Origin of the sequence: Legionella shakespearei DSM 23087 (assembly GCF_000373765.1) — a bacterium.
Classification (GTDB): domain Bacteria; phylum Pseudomonadota; class Gammaproteobacteria; order Legionellales; family Legionellaceae; genus Legionella; species Legionella shakespearei.
Genome location: NZ_KB892396.1, coordinates 31,116 through 51,188, shown reverse-complemented (window position 1 = coordinate 51,188; position 20,073 = coordinate 31,116). Strand labels below are relative to the sequence as shown.

Genomic DNA, 20,073 nt, shown 5'->3' with positions numbered 1-20,073 from the left:
CCACACTTGCAGGACTCGGTGCCGAATACGTCCATACCGGAATGCCTGCGTGCACACTACTGCTTATCAATAGACTGGCACCCGCCACCCAAATGCCTAAACATCCTTTTGTTTTCTTATTGTGTTTACTCATGATGCTCCAAGTCCTTATGAAAGGTACGTCACATTCAATAACACCCCGTTGGTGTACAGGTGATTCAGCTTCAAGCCACTGTTTAAGCTTTGCCCCGCATCACGCCCCAACTCACTCTTGCCCCAATCGGCAAACTCATAACCTGCCCCCAACTGCCAGTGCTCATTCAGGCTCTTTTGCACGCCGACGCCTAACGTATACGTAAAGGCTGTTTGGGTATGGCTCGCGAAATTAGTATTAGACAAGGCCTCAAAAATCAATGGCGTATTGCTAAACCCATGTGCACGGTTAAAGCCAATCCCCAAACTGCCACTTATCCAGGGAGTCAGCAAACCGCCACAGTCATAAAGTAATTTCCCCTTAACCGCAACACGACCATGCTGCACCTTATAAGCATACGCATGATTATCCAATAGCGAGTCGCTATCATCCCATATAATCCCTTGAGCTTTTGCATTCCCGGAAAGACCCAAAGCCAGACCCATCTGACCCTGCCAATCACCACTCAAGCGTTTTTGGCCTCCTAAAAACAACTCCCCAGATGCCAGTGCCTTACTCGACTTATACGCGACATAAGTCTTTTCTATCTCAGGCGTTAAATAAAAACTCTGATTCTCCCCAGCTTTTGACCACACAGGACCAACACTCAAGGTTCCCACCCACCGGAACGCAGCATCAGGTACAGCAGAGCCCATAGTGCCCGCCGATACGCCACCCCATAAAACAATCCCAGTTAACCCAAACAGCACTCTGGCTTTTTTCATTCAAGTATCCTCTCCATTTAATAAGTTTTTTCGCTCTTCCAGAGTAGCAAATCAACTCAATAAAGCATAGCCCTGCAACACAACGCAATATGACCCTGTTGACTAAGGAATGAAATCTCATTCCCGGCAAATCAAGGTCTTCGGGTTTTGAGGCAGCATCAAGCAACTGAAGGATGATCTTCAATTTATTTTATGCTTTACCTGAATCCCGGAAGTTACCCCATTCTCCAAAAGCAGACGCAGCCCTTTCTAGTTTTTTTATCATATGTATATGTGTGGCGTAACAGATAACAAAAATCAAGTAATACAGCGTTTTCGCATCTCAAAGTCCGTTTGAAATTTAAAAAAGAGCTCCAAATACCATGCCGACTTCGGGAGATCCTTCGCGCAAAAAGACGCGCTCAGGACGACGTGGATCCGGGAATACCCAGGATTCAGGGTCGTAGCCCTTACATAGGGGGTTACAAATATTCTCTTTGCAGAATTTCTGCAATTTGCACCGCATTGGTTGCGGCACCTTTACGGATGTTGTCTGCGACCACCCATAAATTTAATCCGCAAGGATGAGAAATATCATTTCTGATACGTCCGACAAATACATCATCATGACCCACAGCGTTTTTAATTACTGTAGGATAAGAAGATTTGGCAACATTATCGACTACTTTAACACCTGGTGCTTTTGACAGGATGGCACGCGCATCTTCTGCCGTCATCGGTTTTTTCAACTCCACATGAATCGCCTCGGAATGGCCGTAAATAGCTGGAACTCTGACCGCAGTCGGATTAACCATTATAGATTCATCTTCCATAATTTTACGTGTTTCCCATACCATTTTCATTTCTTCACGCGTGTACCCATTATCTTCAAACTGATCAATATGCGGGAGAGCATTGAAAGCTATTTGTTGCGGATAAACATCAGTCTTTGCGGGACGGCCATTCAACAGATCAGCTACCTGAGAGATCAACTCACTGATTGCCTTTTTACCCGTACCTGATACTGACTGATACGTGGCGACATTAATGCGTGCAATACCGGCCACATCATATAAAGGTTTCAAAGCAACAACCATTTGAATGGTCGAGCAATTGGGATTGGCAATAATGCCTCTCTTTTTGTAGTCAGCAATGCGATGGGCATTCACTTCAGGAACTACTAAAGGGATATCGTCTTCATAACGAAAACAGGACGTGTTATCAACGACAATACATCCCGCTGCTACTGCTTTTGGTGCAAACTCTTTAGATACAGAGCCTCCGGCAGAAAATAAAGCAATATCTACCTTGGAAAAATCAAAATCGGCTAAATCCAAAACGTCTAATTGCTCGTTTTTAAAAAAGACGGTTTTACCTGCTGAGCGAGAACTGGCTAATGGGTAAAGAGTTTTTACCGGAAATTTTCTCTCTTCCAGTACGGTTAAAAAGGTCTCTCCTACAGCACCTGTAGCCCCCACTATAGCTATATTTAATTGTCTGCTCATTATTACCCTCTTTTCTCATCGATTCGTAGCCCGTATTAGCGTCAGCGTAATACGGGATCATGGTTCCGGTGCCACCCCAATCCCGTATTACGCTTCGCTAATACGGGCTACAAAGGCTTCAGACCCGTAGCCCGCATTAGCAAAGCGTAATGCGGGAAGCCTATTCTTACATGCACTGCGCTTTATGACGCAGATAATGATCCATCAAAACCAAGGCCATCATGGCTTCAGCTATAGGAACAGCCCTGATTCCTACGCAGGGATCATGCCGCCCTTTAGTCACTACAGTGACCTCTTCTCCTGCAGTGTTAATCGTCTTGCCAGGAGTAGTAATACTGGAAGTTGGTTTTAAAGCCATACTCACTTCTATAACCTGCCCCGTAGAAATACCACCTAAAACACCTCCGGCATTATTACTTAAAAAACCTTGCTGTGTCATTTGATCTCTGTGCACACTGCCTAATTGCTGCACGGCTGCAAAGCCTGCGCCAATTTCTACTCCTTTGACTGCATTGATAGACATCATGGCATAAGCTAAAGTCGCGTCCAGTTTATCAAAAACCGGATCACCCCAACCGGCAGGAACGCCTCTGGCCAAAACCTTAAGCCTGGCTCCTGCTGAATCACCTTGCCGACGCAAACGTTCTATATAATCAGCTAAATCCTGAATCTGTTTGTTATTGGGGCAAAAAAACGGGTTGTTGTTAATTTCTGCTTCATTCTCAAAGGACAAAACCAAATCACCCATTTGCTGCAAATAACCCACAATTTCCACGTTTAAAGTCCGTTGCAGATACAACCGGGCAACCGCACCTGCCGCTACGCGTGCCGCAGTTTCCCGCGCGGAAGAACGGCCTCCGCCGCGATAGTCACGATGGCCGTACTTATGATGATAAGTATAATCAGCATGGCCCGGGCGAAACATCGTTTTAATGTCTTCATAATCACTGGAGCGCTGATCGGTATTATGGATCACCAAGGTAATTGGAACACCAGTCGTTTTGCCCTCAAAGACCCCGGAAAGAATCTGAACTTTATCGTCTTCCCTTCTTTGGGTGGTAAATTTTGACTGGCCTGGTTTACGTTTATCTAAAAAAGGTTGAATATCTTCCTCTTTCAGCGACATACCGGGAGGGCAGCCATCAATAATGCAGCCAATGGCAGGTCCATGGCTTTCACCAAAGGTAGTTACCTTAAATAATGTTCCAAAAGTGTTTCCCGACATATTCAGCCCGCCTGATTAGAAAAACTCTTCCAACTGCTGTTTTGTTAGCAGGAATATCCCCTGCCCGCCATGACTCATTTCCAGCCAGGTAAATGGAACCATAGGGTAAGCTTCGCATAATGCTTCTTCACTGTTACCTACTTCCACTACCAAAACACCATGCTCGCTAAGATAGGATGCAGCATTTTTTAAAATACGCTCAACAATGGCCAGGCCATTGTTGCTGGTTTCCAATGCTAAAACTGGTTCATGTCTGTATTCATCAGGTAAAGTCTGCATCTCTTCTTTACCGACATAAGGAGGATTGCTTACTATCAAATCATAGCTCACATGCGGTACCTTTGCGAAACAATCGGATTCAATCAACTGTAACTGTTCTTCTACATCTAACTGTTCACGATTAATAGCCGCTACAGCCAGAGCTTCACTGGATATATCCACTGCATCGACTTGTGCCTCAGGAAATGCATAACAACAGGCTATAGCGATACAACCACTACCCGTACACAAATCCAGGATACGGTGGACATTATCAGCCTCTATCCAGGGTGAAAACTGATTACTGATTAACTCGGCTATGGGTGAACGGGGAATAAGGACTCGTTCATCAACATAAAAAGGCAAGTCATAAAAATAGGCTTCCTTAATTAAATAAGGTACAGGAACCCGTTGGTTAATACGCTTGTCCAGTTGTTGGCAGAGATGCTTTTTCTCACTGGTAGTCAGGCGGGCATTTAATAAAGCCGGCTCAACATCATAAGGCAGCGCCAAACTTCTCAAAATCAGGGAACGCATATCATCCCATGCATTATCAGTACCATGGCCATAATATAAATTGGCGTCTATAGCACAGGATAAACTAAAACGTAAAAAATCAAGAATAGTAACCAGTTCTTCAGTTTCTTTAATAATGTAGCTGCTCATAAGACCCTAAATAATGCGCGAAAAAGAACAAATTGTACTCTATACACGTGATACTTCAACCCTCTTATAGGCTCATTGCCACATCATTCCCGGCTGCAAGCAACTGTCTCTTCTATACATCTTTGATCTACGTCGTCCTGAGCGCGTCTTTTGGCGCGAAGGATCTCCAAATACTGGCACTATGCCACTTTCAGGAGATCCTTCGCGCCAAAAGACGCGCTCAGGACGACGTGAATCGAGGTAATGACAAAGATGTGTCATGGTCTTGTAGCCCGGTCTGCTTGCAGCCGGGATCGATGTGGCAGGAACTACCGCTACGAATCTTGAGAAATTACAACAAATCTAAGTTATAATTTGATTATTATAAATAAATTAGTGCACAAATGGCTGATGATTTCATGTCCGATGAGGACAAGGCTCTGTTTCGCGAGCATATGCGGACGGTTAAGCCATTAAACGAAAAAACAAAACGAGTTAAAGATCCGGCGCCCCCTGTATCAATACCCACGCCATGCTCCAGGCGGCCATCAGCCCATCAGAAAAAACCACTTCCAGCCACAGAATATTTTTTATCTGATTTTATCAATGAGACTGTCTTGTCCGACTCTCTCTTGTCTTATGCGGACTCCAGCATCACCAGTAAAAGGTTTCGTGAACTGAAAAACGGCCAGATTCCCTGGGAGGCGAGACTTGATTTACATGGCATGAAAACAGAAGCCGCACGTCATGCCTTGTGTCAGTTTATCCACAATCAAATTCAGACGAGTAAACGCTGTTTATTAATTATTCATGGGAAAGGCGGCCATCAGGGTGCGCCACCGGTAGTAAAAAATCTTGTTAATCGCTGGTTGCCGCAATTCAATGAAGTTTTGGCTTTTCATAGCGCGTTGCCTAAAGACGGCGGACATGGTGCCGTCTATGTATTGCTGAAAAAAAATCGCGAAGAAAATCCGCTCTGACTTAAAGCAGCCCCTTGCGTTCTCTGCTATTAAGTTAAGCGCTACTCCGCCGTCCCGCGGCTTGTCCGCGGGATCCAGGGAACCAAGATCAGGGTGAGATCTCTGGATCCCGCGGACAAGCCGCGGGACGGTGGAATTCCTCAACTTAATGATAGTGCCCCTTGCGTTCCCCCCCCAATCTAAGGATAATTCGCACATCATTATAAAAATCTTGAGCAATATATGGAACATTTAGGGCAATTCATTAGCAATCACTGGCAACTCTGGCTTGCTTTTATCGTCATTTTACTCTTAACTTTTATTAACGAGCTGGTAACACAAAAAAAGAAAGCCAAAGAACTTAGTCCTCACGGTGCTGTTGATCTAATTAATAATGAAAATGCAGTAGTCGTTGACTTGCGTGATAAAGAAACTTTTAAAAATGGTCACATTATCGACGCGATTAATTGTAGCGCTGAAGATTTTGAACAGGCTAAAATGAATAAATATAAAAATAAGCCTGTGATTCTTGTGTGTGCCCGTGGTATGCAATCTTCAGCAGCAGCTGAAAAAATCAAAGCCCTGGGCTATCAACCCACCGTACTTGGCGGGGGAATGAACGCATGGGAAAATGCTGATCTTCCTGTCGTTAAGGGAAAATAGATTCATGGCTGAAGTCATCATGTACAGTACTGGCTCTTGCCCTTACTGCATTCGCGCAAAAGATTTGCTTCACAGCAAAAACATAAGCTTTACGGACATACGTGTTGATCTGCAACCCGAGTTACGTGAAGAAATGATGGTTAAAAGCGGCAGAAGAACCGTACCCCAAATCTTCATTAACGGCCAGGCTATTGGTGGCTGCGATGATTTATATGCCCTGGAAGCCCAGGGAAAATTGAACCAACTATTAAAAGGATAGCAATATCATGACTGAACAAGCTAATAACGAACAACAACAAAATGACGAAGCTCAATTCATGATTCAAAGGATTTATATTAAAGATTTATCTTATGAAGCACCCAACACTCCTGCTGTATTCCAGCAACAATGGGAGCCTGAACTGTCTTTAGATTTAAACACTACCAGCACTCAATTGGAAGATGGTGTATTTGAAGTAGTACTGACAGTAACAGCAACAGTTGCCAACCAAAAAGCAACTGCCTTCCTTGTTGAAGTAAAACAGGCTGGAATATTTACTATTCAAGGTGCTGCAGTGAACCAACTGGATCATTTACTCAACAGCTTCTGCCCCAGCATTTTGTTCCCTTATGCCCGTGAAGCGATTACCTCACAAGTTATTCGTGGCAGCTTCCCGCAGCTGGTTTTGGCACCTATCAATTTTGATGCCTTATACATGCAGCAAATGGCTGAAAAGCAACAATTAGCTAAAGAAGAAATAGCTCACTAATAATGAATGCGAAAACCATTGCCATATTAGGTGCTGGTTCCTGGGGAACTGCAGTTGCTTTGCATCTGGCTCAGGGAGGGCATCAAGTCCTGCTGTGGGGGCATAACCCACAGCATGTTCATCGCATGGCAGAGGAAAAGTGCAATTCTGTTTATCTTCCCGGGGTTCCCTTCCCTGAAAATTTGACTCCTGCAGTGAGCTTGAATGAATGCCTGGAACAGGCAGAATACGTCATTATTGCCGTCCCCTCTCATGCTTTTGCTGAATTATTATCACAAATTAATAAAGCCCCTAAAGGTTTAATCTGGATCACTAAAGGAGTTGATCCTGTAACCCATCAGTTGTTAAGTGAATTAGTCGCTGGCCGCTGGGGGGCTGACTTTCCTGTTGCAGTGGTTTCCGGCCCATCATTTGCCAAAGAAGTGGCACGCTATTTACCAACCGTATTGACTTTGGCTGGAAATAATTCATCCTATCAAAAAAAGGTGCATAAATTATTTCATCATGGTAATGTACGTGTATACCTGAGTGACGATCTTATTGGCGTCCAGTTATGTGGGGCGGTTAAAAATATTTTGGCCATCGCCTGCGGGATCAGTGACGGACTGGGTTATGGCTCTAATGCCAAAGCTGCTTTGATTACTCGTGGACTGGCTGAAATGAGCCGTTTGGGGCTTAGCTTGGGCGCCAAACAGGAAACCTTTATCGGTTTGGCCGGAGTTGGCGATCTGGTATTAACCTGTACTGATGACCAATCACGTAATCGTCGTTTTGGCTTGTTATTAGGGCAACAAAGCTCCATAGCAGAAGCAGAAAAGCACATTGGTCAAGTTGTAGAAGGAAAACATAATGCGGCACAAATATGTGCTATTGCCCAAAAAAATAAAATAGAAATGCCGATTTGTGAACAAATCAATGCATTATTGCAAAACAAGTTGCAGGCCAAGGAGGCAGTAAATAATTTGATGAGTCGTCCAGCAAAAGAAGAATAAATGGAATGTAGGATGAACTCGACCTGAAACTAAGGTTCGTTCTATGTATGTACAAAATTTCTTACCTTACATTTATACCGAATTACTGAAGCAGTCATACAAACGTCATTCTGATCATCTGGCAAGCCAACGTTTGATTAACACCTTAATTGCTGATTTTGAAAAAGTTGGATCCATCGCTGAAATAAATTTTAAACTCGCTCAATCCATTCTCTCACTGCAATGCAGCTCAGGTTATCCCGTGTTTTTACTTGCTAAATTAGGCGAGTGGAATCAAGAAGTTATAGATCGAATCGAAAACCATAAAAGAGCCAAAGAACTATTTGCAGCTCTTCCTTTTTCGTCCAGGACCGCACCTTTAATTCGTTTCCTGGAGGAATTATTAGAGTCGCCTTATACATTGCTACATATGAAAGGAAATAGTCTATTACTTGCACTTTGTAATCCCCTGCTTCCGACAGTGTTAGAGCATCTGGCTTCATTAGAACAATGCCCTGACCCTGTTAATCCAAGAACAGGATCATTTGCAGCCTTAAAACAATCTCTTGTTGATCAGGATTCAGATTACGCCTTTTGTCTTGGCATGCTAAATAACCTGACTTCTAGTTATAAGGAGTCTGATCCTGTATTTAGTTTAGCTAATGATCTATTGCAAAGCGCACTCATTGTTTATAAGGATTTGAATTATATGGAGGAAATAAGTCTCGAGGATGACAACTCCAAAAATAAAAATGCAACAGGTGGTTGTGTGTTGTTTTAGCAGAACTTGGGTTTGTAGCCCGGTCTGCTTGCAGCCGGGATCGAAGTGGCACGATCCCGGTTGCGAGCAACTGACTCTTCTACACCTCTTTTACACCTCTTTTGCCATTACCCGATCCACGTCGTCCTGAGCGCGTCTTTTGGCGCGAAGGATCTCCTGAAAGCGGCATGGTGCCAGTATTTGGAGATCCTTCGCGCCAAAAGACGCGCTCAGGACGACGTGGATCGGGTAATGGCAAAGAGCAACAGGGCTACAGGCGCGTATTAATTGCCTTGCGCGTCTACCAGTTCGATGCTGCCAAAAGATAGGGCCTCGCCTAAAAAGATTTGCCCTACTTTTTGGAATCTGCTTACCGAGTCCGTGACCAGATATTTCGTTGCTTGATGTGCAATCCCGTCATTCAGTAAATTCTGCTCTTGCAGCAGGTTACGAAGAGACAAAGCTGTTGCCTGAGCGGAATCTACTATGACAACACCATCCGGGAGTAAGCTAGTTAATAGCGATTTAAATACTGGAAAATGAGTACATCCCAATAACACCGCATCTTCATCAGTAAAACCATCCAGATAATGCTTTAATGCCTCACGGGCAACAGCATTATCTACCATGCCCTCTTCAGCCAAAGCGACTAACACACTACAGGCACGCGTATTAATCACCGCCTGAGGCAGATTCTTCACAATCAATTCCTGATAGGCCTTCGAAGCAATAGTCGTTTCAGTAGCCAATACCAGAACCCGCTTATTCTTAGTCGCAGCCACAGCAGCAGAAGCACCCGGTGCAACCACGCCAAGCACCGGTATATCGCTCAACATGCTTTGCAAATGAGGTAATGCTGCGGTCGTTGCAGTATTACATGCAATTACCAAAGCTTTAATCTGACGTTCCACCAGAATTTTAGCCATTTGCATGGCGTATTGCTTCACCGTGTCCGGACTTTTAGTACCGTAGGGAAGACGGGCCGTGTCACCTAAATAGACAAAAGACTCATGCGGCAAGGAAGTGCGCAAGGCTTTTAAAACGGTCAAGCCCCCCATTCCCGAATCAAATACGCCTATAGCCAATTGTTTTGAGTTCACGTTATGCCCCTTATTTTTATTACAGTATATCAGGGTCTGTTATTCTTTCACCAGTTGGATAGATAGCAGACTGTCTACATACCTGGCCGTTTCGGACTCACAGCAGGACCATGTTCTGCTGTGTCTTGTTTCGCTTTTGCTCTTACTTGCTGTAAATCCTTTTTAAAGGACTCATTCGCTTTTATCACTTTAGCATCCATATTTTCCTGCTCATCTTTCTTACCAAATTTATCCTGAGTTACTTCAGCCAGATCCTCAGATTTTTTCTCTACTGATGTTTTAAACTGATCCTGTTTGAATTTTGTATACAAGGATTCATTGCTATAACCCCAAAAACGACCCATTTCTTGACTGGGATCAAAATTATTATCCCCGTATTTATCCAGTTTTATAGCTTCAGGTCCAAATTTCATTTTGGGATCCTTTTCTCCCAGAACAACAAGAGCTGTCCACAAATACCTCATTTCTTCTTCATTAGCCCCATACAACCTTAAAGGCTTACTTTTAGTAGGAGGTCCTTCCATACTCGCCAAAATTTCTGCCGCCATGGTCATAGAAAACTCTATCCTTGCCTTGGTGAGTCGTACATCTTCTGCTGAACCTTGCTTTGGAGGGGGTACTGTCTGTTTCGGAAATTCAATAATTTCAAACTTTCCTCCAGGAGTTTTAGTAATCTTGTCACCCTTGCTGGTTACCGCTGCGGGAGGTGAAGGATCATGGGTAAAACGTCCACGGGACTCAAATTCTACTGCTTTACTGCTGTTATAGCTCGTTTTAACCACGTCAAAGACGGCAATTTGCCCCTCAGGTATGGCTTCGCCTAAGACAAAATTCTTTGTTTCATCTGATTGTTGGCCGGTTTTCACTGCAGTATTTTGGGGCAAAGGCACGCTATCTGCCTTAGTCAAAGTATTCATTTTACCCAAAGTTGAGAACCTGCGGGTAACCCCTTCGGCATGAAACACATAACTTTTATTCCCTGCTTTTGCCTCATCAATGGCTTGCAAAATCCCCTTCTCGCCAGATAACTTCTCTTGGACTTTTTCATAAAACTCAAGATTCTTATTCACTACAACCAATTCTGCTGCCAATTCTTTACGTAAGGCTTCAATTTTCTTTCTCTCAGCCAAGGGTAAACTGGCATGTAAGTCCGCATCCTTGGGAAGGCTTTTTAAATAATCTTCCAAATGATTTTTATTACGTCTTAACTGATCTACTATGTCATTACAGGTATTAGAAAATTCCTGATATTTCTCTTTCATTTCAGCAGCATGCACTTGTGCCGTACCATGAAAGGCAGGGTTGTATAAATGGTGGGGTTCTACTTTTTCTAAAGGTTTAAAATGACTGACATTATCAACTATAGGTTTATGCAATGCCTGCATGTCAGTTAAATCTTTTTGCACTTTGGTCAAGGCTTTAGTGACGTCATCAACACTCGCCAGTTTAAATTGTTCCTTGAGCAGACCCTGCTTAATTTCATCAAATAAAGCAGGAGAAAACTCATTAAGCAATCTCGTTTTGAAGCTACGAACCTGGGGAATTAGAGCAGGAGCTGGTGGCTTTGGTTCAGAAATCAGTGAGTTAATAAACTCTCTCACTGACTTGGATTGATCAAACAGCCCCTCTATAGGTTTAATTTGGTCGGCTTTAATAGATAGCTCTTTATCCAAAGACAGCAATACATCCAGGAGCTGTTTATGCCCTGCATGCTCAGGAAGTACATACGCTGTAAATAAATCTTTGTTATGCGCAGCCTGGACAGCAATAGCATCCTTCACCGGGGTTGTAACACTAAAAGCGGTTCCAGCCTGATTTAAGTTGAATGCTTCGTTAAAGGTTTTTGCATCTACAGCACCGCATTGAGCTCTGATTTGATCAACAAAACTCTTATATAAAGCCACATCAGTAAACACATTTGGGGTTTCATTGGCTGCCAACAACGCTTCATTAATTTTAGAAACCTGGGTGTCATCGAGTCTGATCACAGGATCAAAACCAGCCAGTGCTCTGGCAACTGCAGCGTTATGTATGCCTTTATAGCTGGCATTTAATTCGTTTTCGCGAAGAAAGGAACTTACTCCTTCTATTCCTTTACCCAGATAATGCCCTACCGTTTCTGCATCCCTTGCCTGTAAAATTTTCTGCAGTACTTGTGGCTTGTTCAATAAATCGCGTTGTTTGTCTATTGGAAGCGTGTCAAACATATTAAGCAAATGTTGGTGACAGTTTATTTCCAGTTGCGATGATTCTTTCACTGTCAGGACAAATTGACGGGAACGAATCCATTGCTTGATATCTTTTAAATCTTCATCTTCAACCCAATCAGTAGAAGTGATACCAATTTTATTTAGTCCTTCTTTAAATTTATCCAAATCCTCAGTGGCATCTAAAGCCTTTAATTGAGCGGCATCCAAATGATGCTCAATGTAATTATGTAACATGGCTTTCTCGATAGAGGCAATGCTGTCCTTGAGCTCTTTTATTTGTCCTTCATTTAACGGATGTCTCAAGGCTCCATTTCCTGCAGCAGGAAAACCAATTTTCTTGATCGCTGCGTCAAAATCAGGTCTGGTCTTGGCATTTAATACAGCACTTAATAATTCATGTTCCTTCGTTGATTCAATCAACTGCGACAGATGAATATTTGCAGCCTCTGTTTTTATTGCTGCAATGGCTTCATTGGACAGAACATTAGTATGACTGTTTGCCGGAGGTGGTGGCGGTTTTATACTAGCAGCAGGTACAATGTCAGGCTGCCAGCCATGAGCCTGCTTCAAAGACCCCAATTTTTCCAGACTGGCTAAATAAGCACGGCATTCATCCTGATTATTCGAAAGAATTTTGATTAAAACTTCAGGATCCACTTCCGACAGCCCCAAAACCACTCTCTGCTGAGCAGCCAATGCATGAAGTTCCTGAAGCGGTGTATCAACCGTTAAGAGGGCCTCATTGTCTTCAAAAACGGCAGCGGCAAAATATGGTTGCGCTTTCCAAAATACCTGATGGGCTATTAATGCTTTTCTGAACTCACTTGTATTAGTAGGATCCACCAGAAGCAAAGCATCTAGAGCACCTATTTGTGCGTCCCTGTCCCCGAGAAGAGTTCTATTCGTTAATTCATTCTTAATGTCACTGCTATTAGGCATTTAAGCACTCCATCAATCATCATGTATATATTTTAAGCCTGAATTATTAAATTGTCCTTAAATATCACGGTCATTTTCACCAAAGGCTTGAATAGATTTAAACTTCAGCTAAGTTTATAGTTAGAAGTATAGCAAGTTTAAGGACAAACAAATGAAAATAATAATATTGTCTGGACTCATGCTGATCATGAATTTTATCCATGCTCAAGGCTGTATTGAGGGAGGGAAACCAGACCAGCCGCGCTATGTCTGCTTTGATGGCAGAACCTTAGAGCCGACTGAAACAGGATTAGTCTGGAATGCCAAAAGAGGATGTTTTGTCAGCTCGCTTCCCTGCTGCGCCTACAATGCCACCCATTATGCCTTCTATCCTACCCCGGAAAAAATAGGTGCGGCTTACGCACGTTGCAGGCACGATTATCCTTTCCGTCTGGGAGAGATGCAGACGCATTGATCAAATGCGTCTGTCAGATAAGTAAAAAGCGGAAATTTTTCTGAATTTCATTTAAGTCAAACTGATTGAGGTACAAGGAGAAACTCATCCAGGCACTCAATGCGGCCAAATCCTGAAATGGCGGTGGCAAATAAACCGGATTGGTTAAAATGCCGCGTTCTTTCAATTCTCCGAGCAAAGGCAAATCATCCAGAATTAATTTACCCGTAAATAATAAGGGAATAGAATCAACCCGTTTCTGACCAATAGCAAAACGGATGTAATTATAAATCAGGACAAAACCCTTAGCGTATGATAAATCTTTGGTGAAAGGGCCGCCTGTTGGCGTACTTCCTCTAAACACCCGAACGGTCTGGTTGTAACTGTCATCTTCCGTCAGGCCACACTCTACAAAATAACGGTAGATATCAAGAAAATCAGCACCTTGCGTGACTTTATCCAAAGCAATGACCCTGTTGGTAATCTTCAACATTCGTCCTGGATTGGAAGAGAACGTAACTATTTCTGTAATTACGGCTAAACCTTCCTGAATGACGCTACTGGAGGGAGAACCTTTAGAGAGAAAAAAACAATTAGGCTGCATGGAACCATTAAGCGTGGTACCAACATGTACCCATCCTTCATGGACTTCCAGATAACGCAAATCCCGATCACTGAACATCGCCTGTTGGCTTAGCTTGATACTGTCTGCTCCTGCTGCGGCATCAGCAACCATGCCGTCACTGATCATCACCGTCACTTTCCCAGGATGTTTGGTAAAAAAATGGCTTAATCGTGCTTGCAATATTTCCTGTGCCTGTTGCGGCGTGTAGCGCTTGATATCAGCCTCTGACTGCAATTGAACATTCAGATCAGTCAGCACATCAAATAACAGAGTCCCCATCTCGCACATTCTGGGGCCTCCGGCGTAAAACACATCATCAGGACTGCCATATAATTCCATGGCCAATTCACTAAAAGCCGGTGTCCCTCTCACGGCCAACATGTGCGTGGCGCGACTGTACTCTTCACACTGACGTCTGATTAAGCGGGTCAAAGTGGAGTATTGTCCAAGCTGATTTTGCGCATCGCGTAAAATCAGCCTGAACTCTTCCTGTTTTTCGTGCACATCAAAAGGCAAAGGCTTATTTTCATAATATGCTCTGTCAACGGGTGGAAGCTTTTTGCCTTTTGCCTTAAAAAACTCCTGTCGTACCGCGTCATCCCATTTAATACTGTCCAGAATCCTGATCTTGCGTTGCGCTTCCACGATGCGCTGGGACAACTCCTGTACAATGAGCAACTCTCCTGATTCTGATGGCGTCATAATCATCCCTTGTGTTAATCCTGCATTTGGCAGCCTGCCAAATCAGGATAATAAAATGTATCTATTCACCAGGCGGAGCAATACTTACCCGTGCATCCTGGTTTTGTGGGGGCAAATTGTAAAAATTACTGATATTTGCCCGAGTCAATGGCTTTGGTACATCCAGATCCACTCCATTACGACTTTGTAAATACACATGCTCTCCACCACTGGAATAACGCGAATTACAAGATGATAAAGCCAAGGCTACCAAAACAACACAACTCAATTTTTTCACAACGTTCCCCAATTAAATCAATTCCAGACTTTTTAGTACTTTTTCTAATGACTGATGGTGTACTTCAGATAACGGCGTCAACGGTAATCTGATTTCACCACCTATCAATCCCATTTTGTTCATTGCCCATTTCACAGGGATTGGATTGGCCTCAATAAACATTAACTCATGTAACGGCATTAATTGATCGTGCAAACGCAGACAGGCGGCATGATCACCATCCATAGCCAAATCACACATTTTAGCCATTAATTTTGCAGCAGCATTAGCAGTCACAGAAATCACCCCTTTGGCTCCTGACAACATCCATTGAGCGCTGGTAGGATCATCACCACTGTATACGTCAATACTTCCTTCAGAGAGGCGCAGAATTTGCTGTAAGCGGGTCATTTGCCCTGTGGCTTCTTTAATTCCGATTATGTTGGATATTTTCGCAAGTCTGGCTACAGTTTCTGGTAACAAGTCACAAGCCGTTCGCCCGGGAACATTATATAAAATGATAGGCATGGGTACTGCTTCTGCTATCTGGCTGTAATGCGCGTATAACCCTTCCTGAGTGGGCTTGATATAAGCAGGAGTCATGATCAAAGCAGCATGAGCCCCATATTCCATTGCTTTTTGAGTCAGTTCAATGCATTCTCTGGTGGCGTTCATAGCCGTTCCTGCAATAACAGGAATTCGCTCTTTGGCCTGTTCGATGACTGTTTTGATCACCAGGAGCTTTTCTTCATGTGATAAAGTACCCGCCTCTCCGGTGGTGCCGGCGGCAACCAGACCGTGAGTTCCCTTCTCAATGTGGAATTCAACCAATTCACGCAGACGGGGAACATCTACTTTGTCATTGTGCATGGGTGTTACCAAGGCTACTATACTTCCTCTAAACATGCTGCCCTCTTGTTTTTATTATTGTTAATAAGCTTATCTTACTGGAAAAGCAGGGTCCGAGTAAATTTTTATCCTGAAAAATGCAATCAATTGATTTAAATATATCAAGGCTACGCCCAAATGAAACAAATATAATCTATATGAATAATTATTTTACACATCTCTTATTTTTTGTACTATTATTCAAAGTGAAGGTGACAAACTAAAGAGGAAGTCAAAATGAAAAAGAACATTATTGCTACATTGTTTGCATTAGGAGCTTCAACCACCATGCTCGTTGGTTGTTCTAATACCGAAGTAGGAACTGCAGGCGGTGCGGCTGTAGGTGCGGGATTAGGCTATGCAGTATCAGGGGGATCTGCCTTGGGTACTGTGATTGGTGCTGGCGCAGGTGCTTTAGTCGGTAATTCTATCGGTAGAGATCAGGATAGAAGACGCGCTTATTACTATGGTTCACCTTACTATTACCGCTAATTCAGTACGTATCCCGTATCAGGACGTTAGCCAGAATACAGGACAGTTCATACTTCCATCCCGTATTCCGGCTAACGCCTGATACGGGATATAAATACTTTGTTCCCTTTTTTCTGAAAATTCTTGCAAATTCATACAGCAATATAAAAATTCCATTGCTATACTCTTTAAAATAGAAAAATCAAATACTAAGGACAGTTGCGATGAAACTAAAAGGTAAGGTTGCGGTAATCACGGGCGCTGCCAGCGGAATAGGCAAAGAAATCGCAATGGTCTATGCGCGTGAAGGGGCAAAAATTGCTATTGCGGATATGAATCTTGCCCAGGCAAATCTTGCGGCCGAAGAAATCAAGTCGCTGGGTGGTGATGCCATGGCTGTAGCCATGGACGTGACGAATGAAGCTCAGGTGAATCAAGGCATAGACGCTGTAGCCGATCGCTTTGGCAGTATCGATGTGCTGGTCAGTAATGCCGGAATTCAATTCATAGAGTCTGTAGATAAACTGGAATTTTCCGATTGGAAAAAACTGATAGCCATCCATTTGGACGGCGCCTTTTTAACTACCCGCGCCGCCCTCAGGCACATGTATGCTTCTGGCAAAGGAGGCAGCGTGATTTATATGGGATCAGTTCACTCCAAAGAAGCTTCTGTATTAAAAGCACCCTACGTTACAGCAAAACATGGATTACTCGGTTTATGCAAAGTAGTGGCTAAAGAAGGCGCTGCTCATAATGTACGTGCCAATGTTATATGCCCCGGTTTCGTACGCACACCGCTTGTAGACAAACAAATACCAGAACAAGCCAAAGATCTGGGTATCAGTGAAGAAGACGTTATCAAAAAGGTTATGTTGAAGGAAACTGTTGATGGTGAATTTACAACTACAGATGATGTAGCACAAACTGCATTATTTTTTGCATCATTTGAATCCAATGCACTGACCGGACAATCATTGATAGTAAGTCATGGATGGTTTATGGAGTAAACCATGGTACGAGCAAAAAATAATAATAAAAACCGGCAGCAATATACGAACATAGCCTGTACCTTTCAAGGTGGCGGCGCTTTGGGAGCCTATCAGGCTGGAATTTTGCATGCTTTGGATGATGCGGGCTATTATCCTGACTGGTTTGTGGGAACCTCTATTGGTGCAATCAATGCAGCCATTGCTGCGGGTAACCCGGAAAAAGTACGAATAGAAAAACTGTACCAATTCTGGGAGTCTATCGCCACGCAAAGCTGTATTGATGAGTTATTTCCTAATGACCAGTTCAGCCGCCAGTTACATCATTATATGTCCTCACAGAATGCTATCCTTTATGGGCAGCCCGGTTTCTTTATCCCCCGTTTTCCGTCACCTCATTCAGGTTGGCATAATACGCCGGATTTTTTAAGTTATTATGATACTTCTCCCTTAAAAGAAACCCTGGAAAAATTCGTTGATTTTGAACGTATCAACAATCAGAAAGTGACACGCTTATGTGTAGGTGCCGTCGAAATTTGTTCGGGACAGATGATCTATTTCGATTCGCACAAGCAAAAAATCGGTCCGGAACACATTATGGCTAGCGGAGCACTTCCACCGGGTTTTCCGGCTGTAAAAATAGATGACAAATTTTATTGGGATGGTGGTTTGGCGAGCAACACTCCCGTGGCCTACGTATTATGTAATCAGGATAAAAAACATTTGCTCTGTTTTATGGTGCAATTATTTGACTCCTATGGTCTCGATCCTAAAAATTTTGATGAGATTATAAAGCGTAAAAAAGATATAGAATATGCCAGTCGTTTGAATCGCATGATTGATGTGTACAAACAAGTACAGACGCTTAAAAACAGCATTCATGTCTTATCAAAATTAGTCCCCAGGGAACTTAAAGAAGCGCACGAAATCAAAGAATGTATTTCAAGGGGAGAGGAAACCACGATTGCTCTGGTTAACTTTTTGTGTGAGCATGATGGTACTGAACTGTCTTCAAAAGATTATGAATTTTCAAAAAAATCCATCTCTGAACTAATCACTTATGGTTATCACGATGGTAAAAAGGCAATTAAAAAATCGCCATGGAAGGAAAAAATACCGATAACAGAAGGCATAGTCTTACATGACATGGCCCGTGTGAATAAAATGAAGGAGCATCTGGATGAATGAAGCAGAGGTAAAAGAAAAGGCATTTGCCATGCCTATCGCCAGCCCGTCTTATCCTCGGGGACCTTATCGCTTTATCAATAGGGAATTTTTAATCATTACTTATGAAACTGATTTGGATTTACTGCGGGAAGTGGTTCCTGAACCTCTGGAGGTCACAGAGCCTCTGGTTAAATTCGAATTTATCCGTATGCCTGATTCAACTGGCTTTGGTGATTACACCGAATCTGGCCAGGTCATTCCAGTCCGTTATAAAGGAAAGACTGGCGGCTATACTCATGCCATGTATCTGGATGATCAGCCACCTATAGCTGGCGGTCGTGAAATCTGGGGCTTCCCTAAAAAGCTGGCGCAACCCAAATTACAGGTGGTTAATGAAACCTTGCTCGGTACTCTGGAATATGGTCCTTGCCGGGTGGCTACAGCAACCATGGGCTATAAATACGAAACTCTGGATGCAAAAAAAGTAGCAGAATCAATGACTTCTCCCAATTATTTACTTAAAATAATTCCACATGTAGATGGAAGTACACGAATTTGTGAATTGGTAGAATATCATTTGGAAGACATTACTGTTAAAGGAGCATGGCAAGGACCCGCGCAACTGGAATTAGCGCATCATGCACTGGCCCCAGTGGCAAGCCTTCCTGTACGCAGGATAGTAAGTGCAATTCATATCCAGTCAGATTTAACTTTGCCCTATGGGAAAGTGGTTCACGATTATCTGGCCCAATAATTATGACAATAGATTCGGTGATGAAATGCTGATTATAGTAGGTTATATAGTAATATTACTCTGTGTATTTGGTGGTTTCGCCCTTTCAGGGGGACATCTTGCCGCCGTATTCCAACCCCTGGAATTACTTATTATTGGAGGAGCTGCCTTGGGCGCCTTTATAGTAGGTAATAGTATGACGGTAATAAAATCCGTATTTAAAGCGCTTCCTGGAGTTTTTCGTGGTCAGAAATCAGCAAGAGCCATGTCCGTTGATTTGCTTGCCCTGCTGTACAACCTGTTAAACAAGGCGAGACAACAGGGTTTGATGTCTCTTGAAAGTGATATTGATGAGCCGGAAAAAAGTGCTATTTTTTCAAGCTATCCCAACTTAATGGCCAAACATCACGTCATTGAGTTTATTTGTGATTATTTAAGGCTCATTATCACCTCCAATATGCAGCCCTTCCAACTCGAAGCGCTGATGGATATGGAAATTGAATCGCATCATGAAGAAGAGATGATCCCGCCTAACGCCATCAGCAAAGTTGCTGATGCAATGCCTGCTTTTGGTATTGTTGCTGCGGTTCTTGGAGTGGTACACACTATGGAATCCATCAGTTTGCCCCCGTCTGAGTTAGGGGTATTGATTGCCCATGCGCTGGTGGGAACCTTTTTAGGTATTTTAATTGGTTATGGATTTGTAGGTCCTGTAGCAACGGCTATGGAACAACGTGCCAACCAGACACAATTAATGCTGCAATGTATTAAAGTCACCATTCTGGCCAGTCTACATAATAATCCGCCTATCATAGCAGTAGAATTTGGGCGTAAAGTACTGTTCTCTGCGGAACGGCCATCCTTTAATCAGTTAAATGATGAGATAAAGAATGCCAAACCAGCAGCATCCGCCGCAGCTCCCGAATCCGCTGAACCTGCAGCAAGTTAGAGT

Annotated in this window: 21 protein-coding genes; 12 read left to right on the top strand and 9 right to left on the bottom strand. The window is 43.3% G+C overall.

Annotation, left to right across the window (positions count from 1 at the left end; all coding sequences use genetic code 11):
• Nucleotides 1–147: 147 nt before the first annotated feature.
• The 4 genes from B094_RS0107625 to prmB all read right to left on the bottom strand — a co-directional run bounded on the left by B094_RS0107625 (nt 148) and on the right by prmB (nt 4,530).
• Entirely contained in the window at nt 148–897 is a 750-nt protein-coding gene (locus tag B094_RS0107625; RefSeq protein ID WP_018577219.1) for an outer membrane protein, read from the bottom strand.
• 461 nt (nt 898–1,358) lie between these two features.
• Nucleotides 1,359–2,381: an aspartate-semialdehyde dehydrogenase gene (locus B094_RS0107620; protein ID WP_018577218.1), complete on the bottom strand. Its 1,023-nt coding sequence runs from the start codon at nt 2,379–2,381 to the stop codon at nt 1,359–1,361.
• A 166-nt stretch (nt 2,382–2,547) separates the two neighbouring features.
• Nucleotides 2,548–3,606, bottom strand: a complete 1,059-nt coding sequence (gene aroC / locus B094_RS0107615; protein WP_018577217.1) for a chorismate synthase — start codon at nt 3,604–3,606, stop codon at nt 2,548–2,550.
• A gap of 15 nt (nt 3,607–3,621) precedes the next feature.
• Nucleotides 3,622–4,530: a 50S ribosomal protein L3 N(5)-glutamine methyltransferase gene (gene prmB / locus B094_RS0107610; RefSeq protein ID WP_018577216.1), complete on the bottom strand. Its 909-nt coding sequence runs from the start codon at nt 4,528–4,530 to the stop codon at nt 3,622–3,624.
• Between the two features lie 383 nt (nt 4,531–4,913).
• Here prmB and B094_RS0107605 point away from each other — a divergent pair, with 383 nt between their 5' ends.
• The 6 genes from B094_RS0107605 to B094_RS0107580 all read left to right on the top strand — a co-directional run bounded on the left by B094_RS0107605 (nt 4,914) and on the right by B094_RS0107580 (nt 8,632).
• The gene (locus B094_RS0107605) at nt 4,914–5,489 is read left to right on the top strand and encodes a Smr/MutS family protein (protein ID WP_018577215.1); all 576 of its coding nucleotides are present in this window, start codon (nt 4,914–4,916) and stop codon (nt 5,487–5,489) included.
• 222 nt (nt 5,490–5,711) lie between these two features.
• Entirely contained in the window at nt 5,712–6,131 is a 420-nt protein-coding gene (locus tag B094_RS0107600) for a rhodanese-like domain-containing protein (RefSeq protein WP_018577214.1), read from the top strand.
• 4 nt (nt 6,132–6,135) lie between these two features.
• A complete protein-coding gene (gene grxC, locus B094_RS0107595; protein ID WP_018577213.1) occupies nt 6,136–6,390 on the top strand; it encodes a glutaredoxin 3 in 255 nt (84 codons plus the stop codon).
• Nucleotides 6,391–6,397: 7 nt separating this feature from the next.
• The gene (gene secB / locus B094_RS0107590) at nt 6,398–6,880 is read left to right on the top strand and encodes a protein-export chaperone SecB (protein ID WP_018577212.1); all 483 of its coding nucleotides are present in this window, start codon (nt 6,398–6,400) and stop codon (nt 6,878–6,880) included.
• A gap of 2 nt (nt 6,881–6,882) precedes the next feature.
• Nucleotides 6,883–7,872, top strand: coding sequence for an NAD(P)H-dependent glycerol-3-phosphate dehydrogenase (locus B094_RS0107585; RefSeq protein WP_018577211.1), 990 nt, complete (start codon nt 6,883–6,885; stop codon nt 7,870–7,872).
• Between the two features lie 43 nt (nt 7,873–7,915).
• Nucleotides 7,916–8,632 carry a hypothetical protein gene (locus B094_RS0107580; RefSeq protein ID WP_018577210.1) on the top strand — a complete coding sequence of 239 codons (717 nt, stop codon included), beginning with the start codon at nt 7,916–7,918 and terminating at the stop codon, nt 8,630–8,632.
• Between the two features lie 263 nt (nt 8,633–8,895).
• Here the strand turns inward: B094_RS0107580 and murI are convergent, their stop codons facing one another.
• Nucleotides 8,896–9,711, bottom strand: coding sequence for a glutamate racemase (murI, locus tag B094_RS0107575; protein ID WP_018577209.1), 816 nt, complete (start codon nt 9,709–9,711; stop codon nt 8,896–8,898).
• A gap of 74 nt (nt 9,712–9,785) precedes the next feature.
• Entirely contained in the window at nt 9,786–12,860 is a 3,075-nt protein-coding gene (locus B094_RS0107570; RefSeq protein WP_018577208.1) for a hypothetical protein, read from the bottom strand.
• Between the two features lie 151 nt (nt 12,861–13,011).
• Here B094_RS0107570 and B094_RS0107565 point away from each other — a divergent pair, with 151 nt between their 5' ends.
• Entirely contained in the window at nt 13,012–13,314 is a 303-nt protein-coding gene (locus B094_RS0107565) for a hypothetical protein (RefSeq protein WP_018577207.1), read from the top strand.
• A gap of 13 nt (nt 13,315–13,327) precedes the next feature.
• Here the strand turns inward: B094_RS0107565 and B094_RS0107560 are convergent, their stop codons facing one another.
• The 3 genes from B094_RS0107560 to dapA all read right to left on the bottom strand — a co-directional run bounded on the left by B094_RS0107560 (nt 13,328) and on the right by dapA (nt 15,782).
• On the bottom strand, nt 13,328–14,620 hold the full coding sequence (locus B094_RS0107560; RefSeq protein ID WP_018577206.1) for a flavohemoglobin expression-modulating QEGLA motif protein: 1,293 nt from the start codon (nt 14,618–14,620) through the stop codon (nt 13,328–13,330).
• Nucleotides 14,621–14,681: 61 nt separating this feature from the next.
• Nucleotides 14,682–14,897: a hypothetical protein gene (locus tag B094_RS0107555; protein ID WP_026253934.1), complete on the bottom strand. Its 216-nt coding sequence runs from the start codon at nt 14,895–14,897 to the stop codon at nt 14,682–14,684.
• 12 nt (nt 14,898–14,909) lie between these two features.
• Nucleotides 14,910–15,782 carry a 4-hydroxy-tetrahydrodipicolinate synthase gene (dapA, locus tag B094_RS0107550; protein WP_018577204.1) on the bottom strand — a complete coding sequence of 291 codons (873 nt, stop codon included), beginning with the start codon at nt 15,780–15,782 and terminating at the stop codon, nt 14,910–14,912.
• Nucleotides 15,783–16,001: 219 nt separating this feature from the next.
• Between dapA and B094_RS0107545 the strand changes: the two genes are divergently transcribed.
• The 5 genes from B094_RS0107545 to motA all read left to right on the top strand — a co-directional run bounded on the left by B094_RS0107545 (nt 16,002) and on the right by motA (nt 20,070).
• Nucleotides 16,002–16,256 (top strand): glycine zipper domain-containing protein, encoded by a 255-nt coding sequence (locus B094_RS0107545; protein ID WP_018577203.1) that lies wholly within the window; start codon nt 16,002–16,004, stop codon nt 16,254–16,256.
• Nucleotides 16,257–16,459: 203 nt separating this feature from the next.
• Nucleotides 16,460–17,242 carry a 3-hydroxybutyrate dehydrogenase gene (locus B094_RS0107540; RefSeq protein ID WP_018577202.1) on the top strand — a complete coding sequence of 261 codons (783 nt, stop codon included), beginning with the start codon at nt 16,460–16,462 and terminating at the stop codon, nt 17,240–17,242.
• Between the two features lie 3 nt (nt 17,243–17,245).
• Nucleotides 17,246–18,409: a patatin-like phospholipase family protein gene (locus B094_RS0107535; RefSeq protein WP_018577201.1), complete on the top strand. Its 1,164-nt coding sequence runs from the start codon at nt 17,246–17,248 to the stop codon at nt 18,407–18,409.
• A complete protein-coding gene (locus B094_RS0107530; RefSeq protein WP_018577200.1) occupies nt 18,402–19,142 on the top strand; it encodes an acetoacetate decarboxylase in 741 nt (246 codons plus the stop codon). The genes B094_RS0107535 and B094_RS0107530 overlap by 8 nt, the downstream gene beginning before the upstream one ends.
• Before the next feature lie 25 nt (nt 19,143–19,167).
• Nucleotides 19,168–20,070, top strand: coding sequence for a flagellar motor stator protein MotA (motA, locus tag B094_RS0107525; protein ID WP_018577199.1), 903 nt, complete (start codon nt 19,168–19,170; stop codon nt 20,068–20,070).
• Nucleotides 20,071–20,073: the final 3 nt, after the last annotated feature.